We start from the raw sequence: 20,263 nt of genomic DNA, 5'->3' as shown, positions 1-20,263 counted from the left end.
GCGCCGGTCGGGGTGGATCGTGGTTTCGTCCGTCGTGGCGACCCCGGAAGGCCCCTTGGTGCCCGTGAGCCCGCAGGTCAGCATGGCGGCGGAGGACTTCCACGGGAACCGTGGATTGGTGCCATGAGCCCGAGCGTCAGACTTCCGATTACTCCCGGTCCTCCCCACGACGGACACCCGTTGTGGACACCAGGAGGAGGAAGTCGATGGAAGTGGTGCATGGCCGATGCGCCGGGCTGGACATCTCGAAGAAGGACGCCAAGGTGTGCGTCCGGATCGCCGGTGCCGGGCGCCGCAAGACGGTCGAGACCGTCACGACCTGGAGCTCGATGACCAACCAGGTCCTTGCGCTGCGTGAGCATCTGATCGATCAGAAGGTCACCTGTGTGGTGATGGAGGCGACCAGCGACTACTGGAAGCCGTTCTACTACCTGCTCGAGGACCTGCCAGGTGTGGAACTGATGTTGGTCAACGCCCGGCATGTGAAGAACCTGCCCGGTCGCAAGACCGACGTCGCCGACGCAACCTGGCTAGCGCAGCTCGGCGCGCATGGCCTGGTGCGGGGCTCGTTCGTGCCGCCGGAGCCGATCCGGCAACTGCGCGACCTGACCCGGACCCGGACCGCGATCACTCGGGAACGATCCCGGGAGGTGCAACGGCTGGAGAAGCTGCTCGAGGATGCCGGGATCAAGCTGTCTGCGGTCGCGAGCGACATCATGGGCGTGTCAGGGCGGGCGATGCTCGAAGCGCTGATCGCCGGCGACCGCGACCCGGCCGGGTTGGCTGACCTGGCCAAGCGGCGGCTGCGGTCGAAGATCCCTGAGCTGACCGAGGCGCTGGTTGGCCGGTTCACCGAGCACCATGCTTTCCTCGCTCGGGTGCACCTGGACCTGATCGACCGGCACACTGCTGCCATCGAGGAACTCACCGCGCGGATCGAGGTGGTGATCGAGCCGTTTCAGGGCTTCCGCGACCTGATCTGTTCGATCCCCGGGATCGCAGCCTTGGTCGCCGACGTCATCATCGCCGAGACCGGCGCGGACATGACCCGCTTCCCGACCGCGAAGCACTTGGCCTCGTGGGCCGGGACGACACCGGGCAACAACGAGTCCGCGGGCAAGAAGAAGTCGACACAGACTCGTCCCGGCAACCCCTACCTGCAAGGAGCCCTTGGCCAGGCAGCGATGTGGTCGGCTCAGCATCCCCACACCTACCTCGGCGCGCGCTACCGACGCATCAGCCTGCGCCGCGGGCCGCAACGCGCAAACGTCGCAATCCAACACTCGCTCCTGATCGCGATCTGGCACATGGGCACCACCGGCGAACTCTACGAGGACCTCGGCGGGGACTACTACACCCGCCTGAACCCCGAACGAGCCCGTACCCGAGCGATCCGACAACTGGAGGCCATGGGCTACCAAGTCACCCTGGACAAAGCGTCATGAAACACCCTGACGCGAAGACCCACCCACTTGGGGTGAATCTTCGCGTCAGGGGCCGTTTTAGGCACCTAGCAGGCGGGCATCAGACGGTATGACGTGACCGCCTCGACGTGAGGGGGTTGCGGGCCGGGGCCTCTCACATGCATGAACGTGGGTTATCGGGCAGGAGCGGCCTGCTCGACCTATCCACAGGCATAGGAGGCCCCGGTGTTCACTGAGCGTACGAGTGTTGGACTCGATGTGCATGCACGGTCGGTCGTCGCGACGGCGATCGACACCACGACCGGCGAGCTGTTCAAGGAACGGCTGATCCCCTCGAACGAGATCGTCCTGGAATGGCTGGCTCGTCTGCCCGGTCCGGTCGCGGTCACCTACGAGGCAGGACCGACGGGGTTCGGATTGGCCCGAGCGCTGGCTGCGGCCGGGCTGCGGTGCGAGGTCGCGGCACCGTCCAAGCTCGTTCGTCCGGCTGGTGATCGGGTCAAGACCGATGCCCGTGACGCGCTGCAACTTGCCAAGCTGCTGCGCAACGACGACGTGACCAGCGTCCGGGTGCCGACGATCTCCCAAGAATCGGCACGCGACCTTGTCAGGGCCCGTGAGGACGTCCGCGGCGATCTGATGCGCGCCCGGCACCGGGTCTCGAAGCTGTTGCTGCGCCACGGACACGTCTACTACGGCGGGCAGACCTGGTCGGCCAAGCACCATGGGTGGCTGCATCGGATCCGCTTCGAGGAGCTGGGCACCCGATGCGCCTACGAGGCCGACCTCGAGGCCATCGAGTTCGCCGTCGCGCGCCGCGATCGCCTCGACAAGCTGATCGCCCAGGTCGCCGCAGACAGCGAGTTCACCGACGTGACACGTCGACTGTGCTGCCTGCGCGGTATCTCGACCTTGACCGGATTCGCGCTCGCCGTCGAGCTCGGTGACTGGCAGCGATTCAACGCCAACGGCATCGGCGCCTACCTCGGACTCGTCCCTTCCGAGCACTCCAGCGGCCAGTCCCGCCGCCAGGGCTCGATCACCAAGACCGGCAACAGCCACGCCCGGCGGCTACTGATCGAGGCCGCCTGGCACCACAAGCCCCGCTACACCGTCGGTGCGGTTCTGCGAGCCCGCTGGGAACAGGCCCCAGAAGCGGCACGCGTGCGCGCGCACGTGGGCAACACCCGACTCAACCAACGCTGGGCCAGCTACACCCGCCGGCACAAGAAGAACACCGTCGCGAACACCGCGATCGCGCGTGAGCTAGCCGGCTGGTGCTGGTCACTAGCCATATTGGAGTAGCCGGCCTACGAAGACTTGGCCTGGCCCGTCAACCGTCTTGACGAGCAGCGCGAGGAGAACCCCGTCCGCGATTGGGCTGTGAGCCACGAAAAAGCTCGTGACGCTCGACCTCAGAGAAGCCGACCACTCCTGCCGCACGCCGTCCTGCGGTAACCAACCCGCGCATATCAGCATCGACCGCGCGTCGACAACGACACGCTGCGACAAGACGACCACAGCCCCAGACCAAGAGAGGCGCCGCCAGCACACCCAGTGCCGGCGGCGCCTCACCCTGCCCTCTTGACAGACAGGGCCCACATATCAGCCCACGCTGGATTAGATGTCGTAGTACTGACTGACTGACCCATGCTGACCTGCGCAAACGTCGAGGACTTTCGACAATTTGTACCACGCTTGTAACGGATGCGGGTCTGCTAGGGAGTCGGGGTCATCGCTCCGGGCCGTCGAGCTCCGTGCCCTGTGTCGGATCTTCCTGGCGGGCGGGGGAGTGGACGCAGTCGATGCGCCCGCCCATGGCAGCCATGAGCGAGCGACCGACGGGCGCGAGATTCTCACGGCATGGCCGATCGGGACGACCTGCCCGCCGTCCTTGGGGAGGGCGAATACTTGGTCGCCAACGACTACAGGATGGGCGGGTTCTGGGGAGTTCTCATCGCTCCTTCTGAGGAAGCCATCCGCGCGAAGACCCCGAACTCATCATCGCCAAGACCCGACCGAAGTGGATGGACGAGGCCGCGCTAGAAGCAAAGCTGAGAGACGCCGTTGTGGTTGGACGACCACCCGCCGCAGGCTCTGCTTCTGGGCGCTGGTGCCTCAACCGGTGATCATGGCTTTGACCTTACCGAGCACGGTTCGCGGCCGAGGCGTGCGAGCGGTGCTTTGCTCCACGATGTTGCGTCGTCGCGCTTCCAATTCGAGACGGTGGCCGACTCGAACTGCTGGTTCATCGAAGGCACTGGCCAGCCCGGCGGCGACGGCCATGGCGGCCCAGTCGTTGTGCGCGGTCGCGCGGACGGCATGAGCAACTTCTTCGGTGGGAGGGTGGTCCGCGAGGTCGTCGATGACCTTCCGCACGCCCCAGTAGATCCAGGTGGCGTGCCGCCAGGCCTCGACAACGGCCTCTTCGCGGTCCTCGGGCTCGTCGGCGAGTCCCCGCTCTAGCGATGCCACCAGGCGGGTGTGCCATCGAAGCAGAAGAGCGTTCGCGAGGTCTTCGATGCCGTTGAAGAAGGTGTCGATGCCTTCGATGTCGGTGGGGATCTGTCCGTCCTTCCGGACAAGGATCTCCTCGATCACGTCGTGGAGGACGCTGGCGCGGCTTGGCTTGGGTCCTTCCTTCATGGTTGCTCCTTTCGAAGATGAGGTGGTGCGCCTGACCTACTGCAGGGCCAGCGAGGAGTAGCCGCGGATCGGGCCGGAGCGAAGTCGGAGCGCTGAGTCGAGGTCGACGTCCCAGTCACGTCGGCGGGCTAGGAGTGCCTGCAGGGCGATGCGTGCTTCGAGGCGGGCTAGGGATGCGCCGAGGCAGAAGTGGATGCCGCGTCCGAAGGCGACCTGTCGTTCGGGGTGACGGTTGATGTCGAAGTGGTCGGCGTTGGGGAACGCGTGGTCGTCTCTGTTGGCCGAGCCGAAGAGCAGCAGCACGGTGTCGTCGGCCTTCATGCGTTGCCCGTGCAGGTCCAGGTGTCGGGTCAGGGTGCGCGCAAGGCCTTGGACCGGTGAGTCGTAGCGGAGCAGTTCCTCGACCGCGGTCGGCACGAGATGTGGGTTGTCTGCGAGCTGCCGTCGGCTGTCGGGGTGCTGGGCGAGTATGACGGCGCTGTTAGAGAGCAGGTTGGTGGTGGTTTCGTGCCCGGCGACGAGCAGCAGCAGGCAGAAGCCCAGGAGTTCGTCTTCGCTGAGGTGTTCGCCGTCCACTTCGGCGTGGACGAGTGCCGTCATGAGGTCGTCTCGGGGTTGAGCCCGTCGTTCGGTGAGGAACGCCGCGAAGTATTCATAGAGCGCCGCGGCGGCGTCGAGGCCGGGGCCGAACTCGCCTCGGGTGGGGTTGGACTGGATGAGGGTGGTGGACCAGGTCCGGAACTGGTCGCGGTCTTCGCGCGGGACGCCGAGCATGTCGGCGATGACGATGGCCGGGAGGGGTCCGGCGAACCCTGAGACGAAGTCCCAAGGGCCGCTTTCGGGGGCTTGGTCGAGGAGGTCGTCGACGAGGGTGTGGATGCCTGCTTCGAGACCGGCGATGCGGCGGGGGGTGAAGGCCTTGCTGACGAGGTGGCGCAGCTGGGTGTGGCGGGGTGTGTCGCTCATGATGAGCATGGGCAGGAACAGTTCGGTCATGTCCACCCCGGGTGGGGTGGGGAAGATGCCGGACGCGGAGGAGTAGGTCGCTGGGTCGGTGAGGGCGGCGGAGACGCCGTCGTAGCGGCTGAGCACCCACGAGCTCGCGTCTGGTGACCAGTACGCGGGGGCGTTGTCGCGCAGCTCGCGGTAGACGGGGTACGGGTCCGCGATCACCTTTGGGTCGAACGGGCTGTAGGTGAGCTGCTGGTTGCTCATGGGATCTCTCTCGGTCGTGGGGTCACGCGCGTGCCTCGGATGTGGTGGCTGGCCGCGCTGCGACGGGGCGGTTCGGCCTCCGGTGCGGCCACCAGCTGCGGTCCTCGAAGAGCGCCGCGCAGGCGGGTACGACCAGCGTGCGGACGATGAACGTGTCGAGCAGGAGTCCGGCGGCGACGGCGAAGCCGGTCTGGGCGAGCGCCTCGACGGGGGAGAAGAGCAGGGCCACGAAGGTAGAGGCGAAGATGAGGCCGGCTGCGGTGATGACGGGTCCGGTGGCGGTGACCGCGCGGGCGACCTCGTTGCGGTCCAGTGCGAGACCGCTTTCGCGCATCCGGCTCATGAGCAGGATGTTGTAGTCCGCGCCCACCGCGACGAGCAGGACGAAGACGATGACCGGGACGGTGAAGTGGATGTCTTGTCCGGCCAGGTGCTGGAACACGAGCGTGGTCAACCCCAGGGCGGCTGCACAGGACAGGACGACGGAGGCGAGCAGGTACAGCGGTGCGGCCAGGGCGCGGAGGGTGAGGATGAGGATGAGCAGCACCATGAGCAGGACGGCGAGGACCACGAGGACTGCGTCCTGGGCGAGGTAGTGGGCCAGGTCTGCGCCCAGGCCGGCGGCGCCGGTGGCGAGGATGGTGGAGTCGTCGAGGCGGGTGTTGTTCATGGCCTGTTCGGCGGCGTCCTGGACTTCGTTGTAGCGCTCCTGGCCGGCGGGGGTGAGGGGGTCGGTGTCGCCGGTGACCTGAATGCGCGCGAGCTTCCCGTCCTCGGAGAGGAACTGGTTGCGGGCCAGGGCGAAGTCGGGCTTTCCGAGCGCGGAGGCGGGCAGGTAGAAGCCGCCGGCCTCGGGGGTGTCGGCGCGCTGGTTGACGGCCTGGAGGTAGTCGCCGGAGTCGTCGAGCCCGTTGCCTAGCTTCTCGGTCTGGGTGAGGAGCTGCTCGATGCCCGGTGCGATGCCGGCGGCACCGGTGGCGAGCCGGTCGGTGCCGCCCTCGAGCTCGCCGAGCTTCTCGCTCAACAGCGCTTGGCCCTCGGCGATCCGGTTGCTGCCCGACTGGGCTTGGCGGAGGCCGGCGGCGAGCTGGTCGAGCCCGGTCGCGAGGCGTCCGTCACCGGCGGCGAGGCGTTCCGCGCCCGCGGCCGCGTGGGCCAGCCCGGGCAGGAGCCGGTCGCGTTCGCCGGTGTAGATCTTGCGCAGGCCCTCACGGGAGCGTTTGCAGATCGGGTCGGCGGTGCAGATCGGATCGTCCTCCAGGGCTTCGACGATCCTGCCGAGGCCCTCGACGGCCTGGGCGACCTGGTCGTGTGCGGTGCGAAGCCCGGCGGCCAGTGCGGCGGCGCCCAAGCGGAGCCGGCGGGCGCCGCTGGCGGCCTGGCTCGTGTGATCGGCTGCCTGCCCGAGGCCGTGGGCGATGCGGCGGCTGCCGTCGCTGAGCTTCCCGGCGCCGTCTTGGGCCTTCCCGGCGCCTGCGGAGACCTGGCCGAGGGCGTCTCCGAGGTCGCCGGCCCCGGACGCGAGGCGTTCCAGCCCGGGTTCCCCGGACTCGAGCTTGCGGTCGGCCTGGTGGAGTCCTCGGGCGAGTTTCCCGAGCTGGTTGGCGATGGAGGCGGGTTCCAGTCGCCTTCCGGCCGGTTGGGTGATGCTGCGGACCTGGTTGACGCCGTCGACCTTCGCGACCGCGGTGCTCACGGAGTTGATGACAGCCAGGTCGCGGGTGTTGGCCATGTCGTGGTCGGAGCGGATGAGCAGATAGTCGGGCAGGGTCTGGTTGGGTGGGAAGTGCTCGGCCATCGCCGCGAGGCCCAGGTTGCTGGGGGTGTCGGGCGGTTGGGCGGCGCGTTCGTCGAAGGAGAGCTGCATCGTGGGCAGCGCGAGGGCCAGCAGGACCAGCATGGTCACCCCGGCGACCAGGATCCGGGCCGGGTGGCGCCCGACGAGGCGGCCGGTGCGGACCCACCACGAGTCCGGTCGCGGTGCCGGAGCTGGCCCGATCCGCGGTCCGAACCAGCGGATCAGGGCGGGGGTGAAGGTGAGACTGACCGCGAGGGTGACCGCGATACAGATCGCCATCGGGGGACCGGTGGTGGCGAAGATGGCCAGGTCGGTGAAACCCAGGCAGATGGCGCCGAGGATGACGGTGGCCGCCGAGGCCAGCAAGGCCGGCCCGACCCGGGAGACCGCCTCGGCTACCGCATCGAGGGGTTCGAGGCCGTTGCCGTATTCCTCCCGGAATCGTGAGATGAGGAAGACGCAGTAGTCGGTCCCTGCCCCCAAGGTGATGGCCACCACGAAAGCGTCGGTGTAGGTGGACAGGGCCAGCCCGTGCTCACCTGCCCAGGCCAGGGCGCCGCGGGTGCACAACAATGCGACACCGATGGTCACCAGCGACACCAGGACAGTCGCGACCCGGCGGTAGACCAGCCACAGGATGCCGACCAGCAAGAACAGCGAGACCGCGGTGATCTTCAACGAGGCCTCGTTCACTGCCGTGGTCAGATCCGAGATCATCGCCGGGTCACCGGTGACGTGCACCTCCGTTCCGGGTGGAGCATCGAGGTCCTCGACGGCCGAGCGGAGCCACTTCACGTCCTCGTCCGAGGCCGGGGAGCCGACCGCAGATCGCAGCCCGACGACCAGGTAGGTCGCCTCGCCGTCCTTGCTGGTCATCGAGCGCCGGGCCTCGGGCTTGCCGAGGTAGTCCTGGACCTCCGAGACCCGCTCCGGCTCCTTCTGGAGGGTGCTCACGAGGTCGGCGTAGACGCGGCGGTCCCCCACGCCCAGGCCGTCGTCGTCGGTGATGACCACGAACACATACGAGTGGGTGTTGCCCGACCCGAACGCGGTGTCCATCACCCGCAGCCCGTGCAGGGTCGGTGAGTCCTCGGGCAGGAAGGCAGTGCTGCTGCGTTCGACCACGGTCCCCAGCGGGGTGACCAGCAGCGAGAGCGCGGCGGCGGCCAGCACCCAGCCGAGCACCACGATCGATGGGAAGCGGTGCCCCAGCCTGAGGGCAGACCTCAGCGGTCCGCTGCTTCCGGCTCGTGGTCCGCGACCCATCACCCGCACCAATGCTCTGGACTGAAATGTTGTACTGGCAGTACAACATAGGATGTGGTCGACGTCGAGGCCAGTTGGCACGGTGGGGCACAAGGGGAGGAGTGAGAGCGGTGAGGAAACTTCCGGCGAAGCTGGCCAGTCAGCTCTACGGCGCGGCCGAGCTGATCGCCGAGCGCGGTCTGGACGGCACCAAGATCGACGACATCGCCGAAGCCACGGGTATCCCGAAGGCCACGATCTATTACCACCTGGACGGCAAGAACGGGGTCCTCGCATTCCTTTTGGGAGACCTGCTTGACCTCATCGCTGGCGAGGTCGGCGTCGCAGTCTCCACTGAAGAGGACGCCCGAACCCGGCTCGAGGCCGCCGTCGCAGCCCAACTAGGCGTGATGGTCGAGCATCCGTTCCTGTGCCGGGCGCTGGTGGGGGACCTCGGCCGCGCCACTCGGCTGCCCGACCTCGCTGAGGCGTTGCGCAGCGCGTTCTACCAGCCGATCGAGAAGCTCCTGTCCGAGGGCGTCGCCGACGGCTCGCTGCGCCAGGTCGCCGATCCGGGTGCCGTTGCGATGAGCGTCTTCGGTGCCATCACCGTGGCCGGTCTCAGCGCCGCGGTCGAGGGGTCTTCAACTGAGGCGTCCGCAGATGCGGCACGCTTCTCCGCGGCGATCTGCGAACTGATCCTCGACGGTCTCGCGACACCTCGCACTCGCGATGACCACGAATCGGGTGAGCGGCCGTGACCAGCCTGGATGAGCTCCTCGCGAGCTGGAACGAGAAGTTCCGGCCGCACGAGGACGGCGCCCGGCTTCCGCCGCACCACGACCACTGCCTCGCCTGCGGACCCGACAACCCCCACGGCCATCACCTCACCGTCCAGCGTCGCGGCGACGAGGTGCATGCGGTTCACGTCTTCGACGAGCGCCACGTCGGCGCTCCCGGGATCGCGCACGGAGGCGCCGTGGCAACGGTCCTCGACGACCTGTTCGGGTTCCTGCTCTACCTCACCGGCAGTCCAGCGGTGACCCGGAAGCTCGAGGTGCGCTACGACTCGCCCGTCATCCTCGGCACCACCTACGAGCTCGCGGCCAGGGTCGTCCGGACAGAAGGGCGCAAGCTCTTCGTGGAGGCCGACATGAGTGAGACCGGAGGACCAACTGTCGCCTTCGCTTCGGCCCTTTTCCTGAGGGTGGACGTGACCCACTTCGACCAGGGCAGGCCGCGATGACTAAGACGTGGGTGGGCCGCTTTATCCCCGAAGTTCCCGTGGGCGCCACGGTCGCAAGCGCACCGTGGCGGAGGGACTCTGCGGGATCTCAGCGCGGTCGGGTTCGACACGGGCGCGACCGGTACTCCCGGTCGGTACTCCCGGCTGGTGCCTGTTCCTCTGCCGTGTGACGACGGAAGGGTGCGAGTCGCACGCTGGGCTGACATGGCTGTCGGCGTGCGTGTCGGGAGGGATGACGCCCCCACTTGGATCGTGAACGGTGACGTGACTGCGTGAACAACGCCGCGAGCGTGCTGCTTAAGTGGCGCGAAGCGAGCGAAGGTTGGTAGCCGGGCCCTACCTAGCCCGGTTCGCGGCGACCGAACTGACGGAATTCGCTTGGCGACTGCCCGGTCCAGCGTTTAAAGGCATGCGAGAAGTTGCCCAGGTCGCTATAGCCGAGATCTATGGCGATCTGACCGACCGTCAGCGATCGGTCGAGCAGGCGGACGATCGCCCTCTCGCGCAACAGCGATTGCTGTACGTCGCGGAAGGTCGTGCCCTCCTCGTGGAGGCGCCTTTTCATGGTGCTCGGGGAGACTGCGAGGAGCTCAGCCATGTCATGGCTGCTGATGTGTCCGGGGTCCTCCTCGAGCAATCGCCTCACGGTCTCGGTAAAGCTGGTGGCAGCGGTGTGACGGTCGAGGCTTCGGCGCAGTTCGCCGATGGCCATGCGATAGGCGACCGGGTCGGGGAAGCGACAGGGTGCTTGGAGGATGTCGACGGGAACGTCGATGAACGACGCGCGTGCGCCGAACACCAAGCGTCCGGCCAGCGCGCCGGCGATGCGCTGAGGGGACTGGGGTGTCTTCCAAGCCAGGTTCATCGTGACGCCTGGCAGCGGGCCCGTCAGCATGTCGAGGAGCCGCAGCAGTGCCGCTCCGCCGTAGGTGATGACTAGGCAGTCGAGATCACGGTCGCCGGTGTGGCCGGTGAGGCCCACGGTTAGGCTGCGCTGACTGCTGTGGAAGTGGGGGCGCAAGGCGCTCGAGATGATCGGAAGATACCCGAGCAGCTCGAAGACCTCGGCCACGGAGCCGGAGCTGACTAGCGGCAGGCTGAGCGGGCCGAACGACGTCAATTGCGCGTGCTCGGCGAAGGAGAGCCCGAGGCTTGTGGCTTCGTCGTGGTCGAGTCCGGGGTAGACCTCACGGAACCACCGGATCGGCACCTGTCGGTCGCGCTGGACCAGCTCCAGTTCGGAAGTCCCCTCGCGGTCGATGATCGCGCGGAAGCGACCTACGGCTTGAGGACCGAGAGCATCGCTGTTCAAGAGCTGGACGAACGCCAACGGAGGCACCCCGGGCTCGGGGGACTTCATGGGCAGTGACCTCCTGAGCCGAAATCACAACATATTGACTCGAGTGACCATAGCCACAGCATGTCCAGAGTGCCAACACTTGACTCACGTTCGAGCAAGGAGTCGTTCCATGTCAGTTGTCACCTTCATCTCCCACGACGGGGAGAAGCGCGAGGCACCCCTCGAGGAGGGTGCGTCCCTCATGCAGATCGCCGTAGACAACATGGTGCCCGGGATCGACGGCGATTGTGGCGGGGAGGCCGCGTGTGGCACGTGCCATGTGATCGTCGAGGACCAGTGGATCGCCGAAGTCGGCCGTTCGGGTCCGGTCGAGGAGGAGATGCTCGCCATGAACCCCGAGCGCGAGCCGACCTCGCGGCTCTCGTGCCAGATGCGGGTGAGCGAGAGCTGGGACGGCCTCGTCGTCCGACTCCCCGAGTTCCAGATGTGACCGTCGAGAGGAAGACTGCACCATGACGACCCTGACTACCGTGACCGACGCCGTGGCTGAGCGAGCCCAGTCCATCATCCCGATGGAGATCCAGATCCGCGGGGCGCACCTGTACGACAAGACCCGTCGCTTCGTGACACGGACCAACGGGAAGAAGATCTTCGTCGAGGAGCCCATTCCCCCCGTGGAGGACGTCGCCCTCGCCGACATCGACCTGAGCAACCCGTTCCTCTACCGTCAGGGCAAGTGGCAGTCCTACTTCGAGCGCGTGCGCAACGAGGCACCCGTCCACTACCAGGCCGACAGCCCGTTCGGACCTTTCTGGTCCGTCACTCGGCACGCCGACATCATCGCGGTCGACAAAGACCATGAGACCTTCTCGGCTGAGCCCTTCATCATCATCGGCGAGCCCCCACGGTTCATGGATGTCGCGATGTTCATCGCCATGGACCCGCCCCGACACGACCGCCAGCGAGCCGCGGTCCAAGGCGTAGTCGCCCCCAAGAACCTGCGCGAGATGGAGAGTTTGATCCGCACGCGGGTCCAGGAAGTACTGGACGAGCTCCCGGTAGGTGAGCCCTTCAACTGGGTCGACCGCGTCTCGATCGAGCTCACCGCGCGGATGCTCGCGACCCTACTCGACTTCCCATACGACCAACGCCGCAAGCTCGTCGAGTGGTCGGACCTGGCCAGCTCCATGGAGCAGGCCAACGGCGGACCATCCGACAACGACGAGGTCTTCCGGGGCTTCGTCGACGCGGCGCGGGGACTGAGCGCGCTGTGGCGGGACAAGCAGGCGCGACTCGCGGCAGGTGAGGAACCCGGGTTCGACCTGATCACCATGCTCCAGAGCAACGAGCACACCAAGGACCTGATCGACCGCCCGATGGAGTTCCTGGGCAACCTGGTGCTCCTGATCGTCGGCGGCAACGACACCACACGCAACTCTATGAGCGGGGGTGTTCTCGCCCTCAATCAGTTCCCCGACCAGTTCGAGAAGCTCAAGGCCAACCCGGACCTCATCCCCAACATGATCTCAGAGATCATCCGCTGGCAGACGCCGCTGGCCTACATGCGTCGCGTTGCGAAGAAGGACACGGTCCTCAACGGCCAGTTCATCCGTGAGGGCGACAAGGTGGTCATGTGGTACGCCTCGGGAAACCGCGACGAGCGAGTGTTCGAACGTCCGGACGATCTCATCATCGACCGCAAAAACGCACGCAACCACATCGCGTTCGGCTTTGGCGTCCACCGGTGCATGGGCAACCGTCTGGCCGAGCTGCAGCTGCGGATCCTGTGGGAAGAGCTGCTCCCGCGCTTCGAGAAGATCGAGGTCGTGGGTGAGCCGGAGTATGTCCAGTCCAACTTCGTGCGCGGGATCAGCCGGTTGATGGTCCAGTTGACGCCGAAGACCGACGCGTGACCTCGGGGAGGGCGCTGATCGTCGGGGCCAGCCACGCCGGGGCCCAGTTGGCCGCCAGCCTTCGCCAGGAGGGGTGGGCAGGTGAGGTTGTCGTCATCGGTGACGAAGCCGCGCTTCCGTACCAGCGGCCTCCCCTGTCCAAGGCCTACCTTGCCGGCAAGAGCAGCTTGGAGGAGCTCGCCATCCGCAAGGCGGAGTTCTACGACAAGCAGAAGATCCGCCTGTTGCGGGCGACGGTCACCGAGATTGATCGTGCGGCCGGAGAGGTCGTGCTGAGCGACGGTGAGACGCTCGCCTACGACGGCCTCGCGTTGTGCACCGGGGGCCGGGCGCGTCCGCTGGCTATTCCTGGCATCGATCTGCCGGGCGTCTTCTACCTGCGGACGTTCGCGGACGTCGAGGCGATCCGTGAGGCCACGGCCTCGGGTCGCCGAGCCGTGATCGTCGGCGGGGGCTACATCGGGCTGGAGACCGCCGCGTCGTTGCGCGCCCTCGGGCTGGAGGTAACGGTCCTGGAGGCCGCCGAACGTGTCCTGGAGAGGGTCACGGCTGCTGAGGTGTCGATGTTCTACGAGCGCATCCACCGCGACGCCGGGGTCGTGGTGCGGACGGGCGCTCTCGTCGAGGCCGTGGCCGGCGACGGCCGCGCCGGCGAGGTGGTGCTAGCCGGGGGTGAACGGATTCCCGCAGACCTGGTCATCGTGGGTGTGGGCTTGGTCCCGAACACCGAGCTCGCCTCTGAGGCGGGCCTGCAGGTCGAGGACGGTGTCGTGATCGACGACTTCGCCTCGACCAGCGATCCCAAGATCGTCGCGGCGGGGGACTGCGCCATCCATCACATTGCTCGCTACGGCCGGCGGGTGCGACTTGAAGCGGTGCCCAGCGCGGGTGAGCAGGCGAAGGCGGCTGCCGCCACGCTGTGCGGCAAGGAGCGGCCTATCTCGGCGCTGCCGTGGTTTTGGTCCGACCAGTACGACCTGAAGCTGCAGATCGCGGGACTGAACACGGGCTACGACGAGATCGTGCTAAGCGGCGACCCCGCGCGCGATCGCGACTTCACCTGCTACTACCTCCAACGTGGGCGGTTGCTCGCCGCGGACTGCGTGAACCGTCCCCGGGACTTCATGAAGGCCAAGAGAACGCTCGGCCAGGGTCTCGACGTCGATCGGGCGGAACTGCAACGGCCCGCCGCCTCCTGCTGATTCACAGTGCCGGGCGCGCGCCTCGGCGAAGCCCCGCACCCCATCACCGCCCCCCTCAACACCCCATCGCCGGAGGACCACTCGTGCAGAGCACCATGATGAACGTCCAGCTGACGACGGCAGCCATCCTGCGGCACGGTGCCCGTGTGCACGCCACCGCGCGCGTGCGCACGCTCCAGCCCGACGGCTCGGTCAGGACCGGCACGTTCGCCGAGGTGGGACGCCGCTCGGCGCAGCTGGCCCACGCGCTGCGGGCCTGCGGGGTCGTGGGGGACGAGCGGGTCGCCACCTTGATGTGGAACAACCAGGAGCACGTCGAGGCCTACTGTGCAGTGCCCTCCATGGGGGCAGTCCTGCACACCCTCAACCCTCGACTGACCCCCGAGCAGCTGGTCTACATCGCCAACCACGCTGACGACCGGGTGGTGATCGTCGACGGTACGCTCGCCCCGCTCCTGGCGGCGGTCCTACCGCAGCTCGCCGAGGTGCACACCGTGGTCGTCACGGGGGGTGTCGATCTCGCGCCGCTCGAACGTGACGGCCTCACCGTTGTCGGTTACGACGACTTCATCGGAGGTCACCTGGAGACGTTCGAGTGGCCGGAACTCGATGAGCTCTCCGCTGCGGCCATGTGCTACACCTCGGGCACTACCGGCAACCCCAAGGGCGTGGCCTACAGCCACCGATCGACCTACCTCCACTCGATGGCTGCGTGTGCCGCCGACGGGCTGAGCGTCACCGGTGACGATGCCATCCTGGCGATCGTGCCGATGTTCCATGCCAACGCCTGGGGACTGGTCTACGCGGCTTTGATGGCAGGAGCCGACCTGGTCATGCCCGAACGGTTCCTCCAGGCCGAGCCACTGGTGCGACTCATCAGCAGCGAGCGCCCCACGATCGCCGGAGCTGTGCCGACGATCTGGAGTGACGTCCTGAATCACCTCGACTCCAACCCCGGTCACGACATCTCGTCGCTGGGGCTGGTGGCCTGCGGTGGATCGGCCGTGCCGCTTCATCTAATGAAGGCCTTCCAGGAGAAGTACGGCGTGCAGATCGTGCAGGCGTGGGGGATGACCGAGACCTCGCCCCTAGCCGCTATCGCTCGGCCGCCGGCAGCGGTCGAGGGCGAGGAGCACTGGGCACTGCGGGCCTCCCAAGGTCGTCCCGTCGCCGGGGTCGAGCTGCGACTGATCGACGACGACGGTAACGAGGTGCCGCACGACGGGAAGTCAGTCGGGGAGATCCAGGTTCGCGGCCCATGGATCACGGGGTCCTACATCGGTGACGAGGACGCGGAAAAGTTCGACGACGGATGGCTGCGTACCGGAGACGTGGGACGCATCGACGAGCGTAGTTTCGTCACCTTGACCGACCGGGCGAAGGACGTCATCAAATCGGGCGGCGAGTGGATCTCGTCAGTGGAGCTCGAGTTGCTGCTCGCAGGTCACCCGGATGTGCTGGAAGCGACCGTCATCGGCGTTCCGGACGAGAAGTGGCAGGAACGGCCCCTGGCCGTGATCGTCGTTCGGGACGGGTCCGAGGTGACTCCCTCCCAGTTGCGGGACTTTCTCGAGGGCAAGGTCGCCAAGTGGTGGCTGCCCGAGCGGTGGTGCTTCGTGCCCGACGTGCCCAAGACCTCGGTCGGCAAGTTCGACAAGAAGCTGCTCCGCGCCCGGCACGCCGACGGCGACCTCGCTGTCATCGATCTCTGACTGCATGGGAAGGCATCACGGCGCGAGGCGCGATTGGTGGACGAGCTCGCGGCCGAGTCCGGCCGGGAGCTGCCGCCGCTGCCGCCGATCCCGTTCCAGCAGGAGCCGTCCAACGGCATCCCGCGCCGCTCCCAGCGCGAGCCCGGGGCATGGTGCCGCGAGCACGGATCACCCCGCCTGCGTACTCCTTCGCCAGCGACATCGCAACTGCTGCTGTCCCGCGCACTCCGCTGCAAGCCCACGGCGGCCCCCGTCGACCGTCGTCTGATGGCGCAGCAAGCCAGGCCCTCCCGGGCACCGTCACCGACCTCGAGGAAGTGTCATGAACGCCCCGTCCGCACCCACCCTGCACATCCGACGTCCCGCCGACGGCGAAGTACTCCGATCGGTCCCGATCGCCGACGGCGACCGCGTGCGCGCCGCCGCTGAGGACCTGCGCGCGGCGCAGGTCGCGTGGCGCGACATGGGTCCTGCTGCGCGAGCCACCTGGCTGCGCAAGTGGCGGGGCTGGATCCTCGACCACACCGATGAGCTCACTGACCTGCTCGTCGCAGAGACCGGCAAGGTCCGCCCTGACGCCTTGGTGGAGACGACCGCTTCGTGCGAGTTCATCTCCTTCTACGCCGACCATGCGAAGGAGTTCCTCGCCCCCGAACGAGTGGGGGCAGGAGGGCTGCTCAGCCTTCCGAAGCGGCTGACCCGCAGCTATCGGCCCTACCCGTTGGTCGGACTGATCATCCCGTGGAACTTCCCGATCACCCTGTTCCTGATGGATGCAGCGCCGGCGCTCGCAGCGGGATGTGCGGTGCTGACAAAGTCGTCGGAGATGACCCCGCTGACGTGCGCGCGCATCATCGAGGGATGGCACGAGATCGGCGCCCCGCCGGTCCTCCTGCACGTCGCGGGGGCCGGGGACACTGGAGGAGCGGTGGTCGAGGCTGTTGACTTCGTTCAGTTCACGGGCTCGACGGCGACGGGCCGTCGGGTGGCCACGCGCTGTGCTCAGCTGCTCAAGCCGGTCAGCCTGGAGTTGGGCGGTAAGGACGCTGCCATCGTGCTCGAGGATGCCGACCTCGATCGGGCCGCGCACGGGATCGTCTGGGGCGGGATCTTCAACTCGGGGCAGGTCTGCATCTCGGTCGAGCGGGTCTACGTGGTGGACGCGGTCTACGACCGGTTCGTGGAGAAGGTGGTGGCGGCCCTCGGAGCGCTGAAGCAGGGCTCTCGAGCCCGCGATGATGTCGGCGCCATGGTGACCCGGGCGCAGGTGGACACGGTTGAGCGGCATGTGCGGGAGGCTCAGGAGTCCGGTGCGCGCGTGCTTGTCGGCGGGTCGCGGGGCGACGAAGGCAACTTTTTCGCCCCCACGCTGCTGGTGGACGTCGACCACAGCATGGCCTGCATGACCGAGGAGACGTTCGGGCCAACACTGCCGGTCATGCGGGTGGCCGACGAGGCCGAGGCTGTGGCCCTGGCCAACGATTCCGCGTACGGGCTCTCGGCCACCGTGTGGACACGAGACGTCTCCCGAGGGCGGCGCATCGCCGACCAACTGGAGGTCGGTGCGGTCAACATCAACGACGTCTTCAGCAACCTCTTCGCCGTGGGGCTACCCCACAGCGGCTGGAAGTCCTCGGGCCTGGGGGCTCGCCTCGGCGGCGCGCAGGGTCTGCGGAAGTACTGCCGCGTCCAAGCGATCACCGAGCCGCGGATCCCGCTGACCACCAAGGAGCTCACCTGGTACCCGTACTCCGCCCGGCGTACGGCGATCGCCGGCCGAGTGCTGCGCCTGGCCGCTGGTCGCGGCCTGCGGCAGCGACTCGGCCTCTGAAAGGAAGCGAAACCATGACGACAACGAACAAGCGACGGGTGGTCGCCATCACCGGGGGCGCCCGGGGGATCGGATATCACACCGCGGAGGAACTCATCCGGCGCGGTCACCGGGTCGCCATCGGGGACATCGACGAGATCCAGCTCAAGGTGGCCGCCGAGGAGCTCGGCCTCGACGTCGCGGTGCGTCTAGATGTCACCGACCCTGCCTCCGTGGCGTCCTTCCTCGACGTGACCGAGGAAGCACTGGGGCCGATCGACGTCCTCATCAACAACGCGGGTGTCATGCCGACGGGGCACGTGCACGAGGAGACCGACGAGGTCACCCGCCGGCAGGTGGAGATCAACATCCTGGGCGTCATCTTCGGCACCAAGATCGCCCTGCAGCGGATGCTGCCACGGCGACAGGGACACATCATCAACACGGCTTCACTGGCCGGGGAGCTCCCGGTCCCGGGGCTGGCGACGTATTGCGGGACCAAGTTCGCGGTCATCGGGTTCACCGAGGCCGCCCGGCAGGAGTACCGCAGGTCGGGTGTCACCCTGTCCACTGTGCGTCCGACCTTTACCAACACCGAGCTGGTCGCGGGGACGAGCGGGGCCAAGGGCATGCGCAACGCAGAGCCGCAGGAGATCGCGCGCGCCACGGCGGCTCTCATCGAGCGCCCGCAGCCCTTCGTGCGAGTCACGCGTATCGCCGGCACGATGGTGGCGGCGATGAAGTTCGTTCCCGAGCGGATCGCGACCCAGCTCGGGGCGATGCTCGGGACCGACACGGTCTTCCTCGACCGCGTGGACTCCGCGGCGCGTCAGGCCTACTTGGAGCGGGTCGGTCGCAGCTGATGCCACAGGGCGTGATCGCGCGCCACGGATCATCCGAAACGACCGCGAGCGTCGCGTGGCGCTCGCGGTCGTCTCCTGTCCCGTGGCTTAGGCCGGGTGCTGGCCGCCCTCGACGACGGGCATCAGGTCCGGGGGGCGAAGGCCGGCCGCTCCGGCTCAATGGCGGAGATCCGCTGGTAGCCGGCGCCCAACGGGGGACGCTCGTCCCGATTGCCCTTGTTGGGCCACAGGGAGGCTGCCCGCTCGGCCTGCGCGGTGATCGTCAACGACGGGTTAACCCCCAGGTTCGCCGTGATACTGGAGCCGTCGACTACGAAGATCCCGTCGTGCCCGTAGAGACGGTGGTAGGGGTCGATGACCCCGGTCTCCGGGGAGTCACCGATGGCACACCCGCCGATGAAGTGAGCGGTCATCGGGATGTTGGCGATCTCCCCCGTGGACCCGCCGGCCACGCCGTTGATCTTCTCGGCGACGCGACGGGTGACTTCATTGCCGACGGGGATCCAGGTGGGGTTGGGCGCCCCGTGGCCAGGTCCCGAGGTGATCGTGGGGCGACCGAGGAGGGTCTTCCTCGACCGCACCGTGATGGAGTTGTCCAGCGTCTGCATGACCAGCAGGATGACTGTGCGCTCCGACCACCGTCGCGGGCTGAACCACGTCAGGTGAGAGGGCTGGGTCGCGATTGTCCGCAGCCAGCGCCACCACCGGGGCCCATGGCCGTCCCCGTCGGTGAGCGCGGTCTGGAGTAGGGACATGGCGTTGCTGCCCTTGCCGTAGCGCACCGGCTCGATGTGGGTGAACTCGTCGGGGTGGATCGAGGATGTGATGGCCACGCCGCGCGTGAAGTCGCTGGATCGATCGCGGGACTTCGCCCCCAGGATCGACTCGGAGTTGGTACGGGTCAGGGTGCCCAGTCGGGCGGAGATGTGCGGCAGGGAGCCCGTGGCCTTCAGTCGGTGGAGCAGCTTCTGGGTGTTGTAGGTGCCCGCTGCGAAGACGACGTGGTCGGCCGTGAATGACTGCCGGTTGCGGCGACGGCGCGCGGACCTGCCGGTGCGGACGGTGTCGACGACGTACCCGCTTCCCTTGCGCGGGCGCACGTCGACCACGGTGGTCAGGGGACGTACCTCGGCCCCGAGCTTCTCCGCGAAGTACAGGTAGTTCTTGTCCAGGGTGTTCTTCGCCCCGACCCGGCACCCGGTCATGCACGACCCGCACTGGGTGCAGCCGGTGCGGCGCGGCCCCGCCCCGCCGAAGAACGGGTCGGGAACCTCTTTGCCGGGCTCTCCGAAGAAGACGCCGACGGGGGTCAGTGTGAAGGTGTGCTCCACACCCATGTCGCGCGCGACCTCGCGCAGCACCTCGTCCGAAGGCGTCACGTGGGGGTTCTGCGTGACACCCAGCATCCGCCGTGCCGTCTGGTAGTGCGGGTCCAGCTCGGCGTGCCAATCGGTGATGTGCGCCCACTGTGGATCGTTGAAGAACGGGGCAGGAGGTTGGTAGAGGGTGTTGGCGTAGTTGAGCGAACCGCCGCCGACGCCGGCGCCCGCCAAGATGACGACGTCGCGCAGCAGGTGGATGCGCTGGATGCCGAAGCAGCCGAGCCGTGGCGCCCAGACGAACCGACGGGTGTCCCAGGACGAGGTGGGCAGGTCGTCGGTGTCGTAGCGCTTGCCTGCTTCGAGCACCCCGACGTGGTAGCCCTTCTCCGCCAGGCGCATGGCGGTCACCGAGCCGCCGAAGCCGGAGCCGATGATCAGCACGTCGTAGTGGGCCGAGGTCATGGGATGTGGATCCTTCTGTGAGGTGTTCGACGCGAGTGGGGCGGCGGACCGGCAGTGCCGCCGATCTGACGGGTGTACGTGCAGGCGGTCAGCTGTGGATGGCGT

General features: G+C 67.5%; 14 protein-coding genes and 1 pseudogene. 10 read left to right on the top strand and 5 right to left on the bottom strand.

Annotated features, from left to right (window positions below):
- Positions 1-206 precede the first annotated feature (206 nt).
- Together Q9R13_RS05610 and Q9R13_RS05605 are read left to right on the top strand one after the other, a co-directional pair.
- Positions 207-1,445: an IS110 family RNA-guided transposase gene (locus Q9R13_RS05610; RefSeq protein WP_310964082.1), complete on the top strand. Its 1,239-nt coding sequence runs from the start codon at positions 207-209 to the stop codon at positions 1,443-1,445.
- A 204-nt stretch (positions 1,446-1,649) separates the two neighbouring features.
- Positions 1,650-2,729: an IS110 family RNA-guided transposase gene (locus Q9R13_RS05605; protein WP_310962367.1), complete on the top strand. Its 1,080-nt coding sequence runs from the start codon at positions 1,650-1,652 to the stop codon at positions 2,727-2,729.
- A gap of 813 nt (positions 2,730-3,542) precedes the next feature.
- Here Q9R13_RS05605 and Q9R13_RS05600 read toward each other — a convergent pair.
- The 3 genes from Q9R13_RS05600 to Q9R13_RS05590 are packed head-to-tail and all read right to left on the bottom strand — an operon-like array spanning position 3,543 to position 8,349.
- Positions 3,543-4,070 (bottom strand): hypothetical protein, encoded by a 528-nt coding sequence (locus Q9R13_RS05600; protein WP_310964081.1) that lies wholly within the window; start codon positions 4,068-4,070, stop codon positions 3,543-3,545.
- Between the two features lie 36 nt (positions 4,071-4,106).
- Positions 4,107-5,285: a cytochrome P450 gene (locus Q9R13_RS05595; RefSeq protein WP_310964080.1), complete on the bottom strand. Its 1,179-nt coding sequence runs from the start codon at positions 5,283-5,285 to the stop codon at positions 4,107-4,109.
- Positions 5,286-5,307: 22 nt separating this feature from the next.
- Positions 5,308-8,349, bottom strand: a complete 3,042-nt coding sequence (locus tag Q9R13_RS05590; RefSeq protein ID WP_310964079.1) for an MMPL family transporter — start codon at positions 8,347-8,349, stop codon at positions 5,308-5,310.
- Positions 8,350-8,459: 110 nt separating this feature from the next.
- Between Q9R13_RS05590 and Q9R13_RS05585 the strand changes: the two genes are divergently transcribed.
- Both Q9R13_RS05585 and Q9R13_RS05580 read left to right on the top strand, forming a co-directional pair.
- The gene (locus Q9R13_RS05585) at positions 8,460-9,089 is read left to right on the top strand and encodes a TetR/AcrR family transcriptional regulator (RefSeq protein ID WP_310964078.1); all 630 of its coding nucleotides are present in this window, start codon (positions 8,460-8,462) and stop codon (positions 9,087-9,089) included.
- Positions 9,086-9,574, top strand: a complete 489-nt coding sequence (locus Q9R13_RS05580; RefSeq protein WP_310964077.1) for a PaaI family thioesterase — start codon at positions 9,086-9,088, stop codon at positions 9,572-9,574. Before Q9R13_RS05585 ends, Q9R13_RS05580 begins: the two co-directional genes overlap by 4 nt.
- 340 nt (positions 9,575-9,914) lie before the next feature.
- Here Q9R13_RS05580 and Q9R13_RS05575 read toward each other — a convergent pair whose 3' ends face one another.
- The gene (locus tag Q9R13_RS05575) at positions 9,915-10,913 is read right to left on the bottom strand and encodes a helix-turn-helix domain-containing protein (protein WP_310965039.1); all 999 of its coding nucleotides are present in this window, start codon (positions 10,911-10,913) and stop codon (positions 9,915-9,917) included.
- Between the two features lie 130 nt (positions 10,914-11,043).
- Here Q9R13_RS05575 and Q9R13_RS05570 point away from each other — a divergent pair, with 130 nt between their 5' ends.
- The 6 genes and pseudogenes from Q9R13_RS05570 (at position 11,044) to Q9R13_RS05545 (ending at position 18,374) form a co-directional block, all read left to right on the top strand.
- Positions 11,044-11,364, top strand: coding sequence for a 2Fe-2S iron-sulfur cluster-binding protein (locus tag Q9R13_RS05570; RefSeq protein ID WP_056680426.1), 321 nt, complete (start codon positions 11,044-11,046; stop codon positions 11,362-11,364).
- 22 nt (positions 11,365-11,386) lie between these two features.
- Positions 11,387-12,772: pseudogene (locus Q9R13_RS05565) on the top strand (cytochrome P450); the annotation flags it as partial.
- Between the two features lie 11 nt (positions 12,773-12,783).
- A complete protein-coding gene (locus Q9R13_RS05560) occupies positions 12,784-13,989 on the top strand; it encodes an NAD(P)/FAD-dependent oxidoreductase (protein WP_310964076.1) in 1,206 nt (401 codons plus the stop codon).
- Positions 13,990-14,072: 83 nt separating this feature from the next.
- The gene (locus tag Q9R13_RS05555) at positions 14,073-15,701 is read left to right on the top strand and encodes a long-chain fatty acid--CoA ligase (RefSeq protein ID WP_056680435.1); all 1,629 of its coding nucleotides are present in this window, start codon (positions 14,073-14,075) and stop codon (positions 15,699-15,701) included.
- 322 nt (positions 15,702-16,023) lie between these two features.
- Positions 16,024-17,532, top strand: a complete 1,509-nt coding sequence (locus Q9R13_RS05550) for an aldehyde dehydrogenase family protein (protein WP_310964075.1) — start codon at positions 16,024-16,026, stop codon at positions 17,530-17,532.
- 14 nt (positions 17,533-17,546) lie between these two features.
- Positions 17,547-18,374: an SDR family oxidoreductase gene (locus Q9R13_RS05545; protein WP_310964074.1), complete on the top strand. Its 828-nt coding sequence runs from the start codon at positions 17,547-17,549 to the stop codon at positions 18,372-18,374.
- A 122-nt stretch (positions 18,375-18,496) separates the two neighbouring features.
- Here Q9R13_RS05545 and Q9R13_RS05540 read toward each other — a convergent pair whose 3' ends face one another.
- Complete coding sequence (locus Q9R13_RS05540) at positions 18,497-20,158, bottom strand: GMC oxidoreductase (protein ID WP_010832713.1); 1,662 nt, start codon at positions 20,156-20,158, stop codon at positions 18,497-18,499.
- Positions 20,159-20,263 lie beyond the last annotated feature (105 nt).

Origin of the sequence: Nocardioides marmorisolisilvae, assembly GCF_031656915.1 — a bacterium.
GTDB classification, from domain to species: domain Bacteria; phylum Actinomycetota; class Actinomycetes; order Propionibacteriales; family Nocardioidaceae; genus Marmoricola; species Marmoricola terrisoli.
The sequence above is the reverse complement of the archived record's forward strand: the minus strand, read 5'-3'. Positions and strand labels throughout refer to the sequence as shown.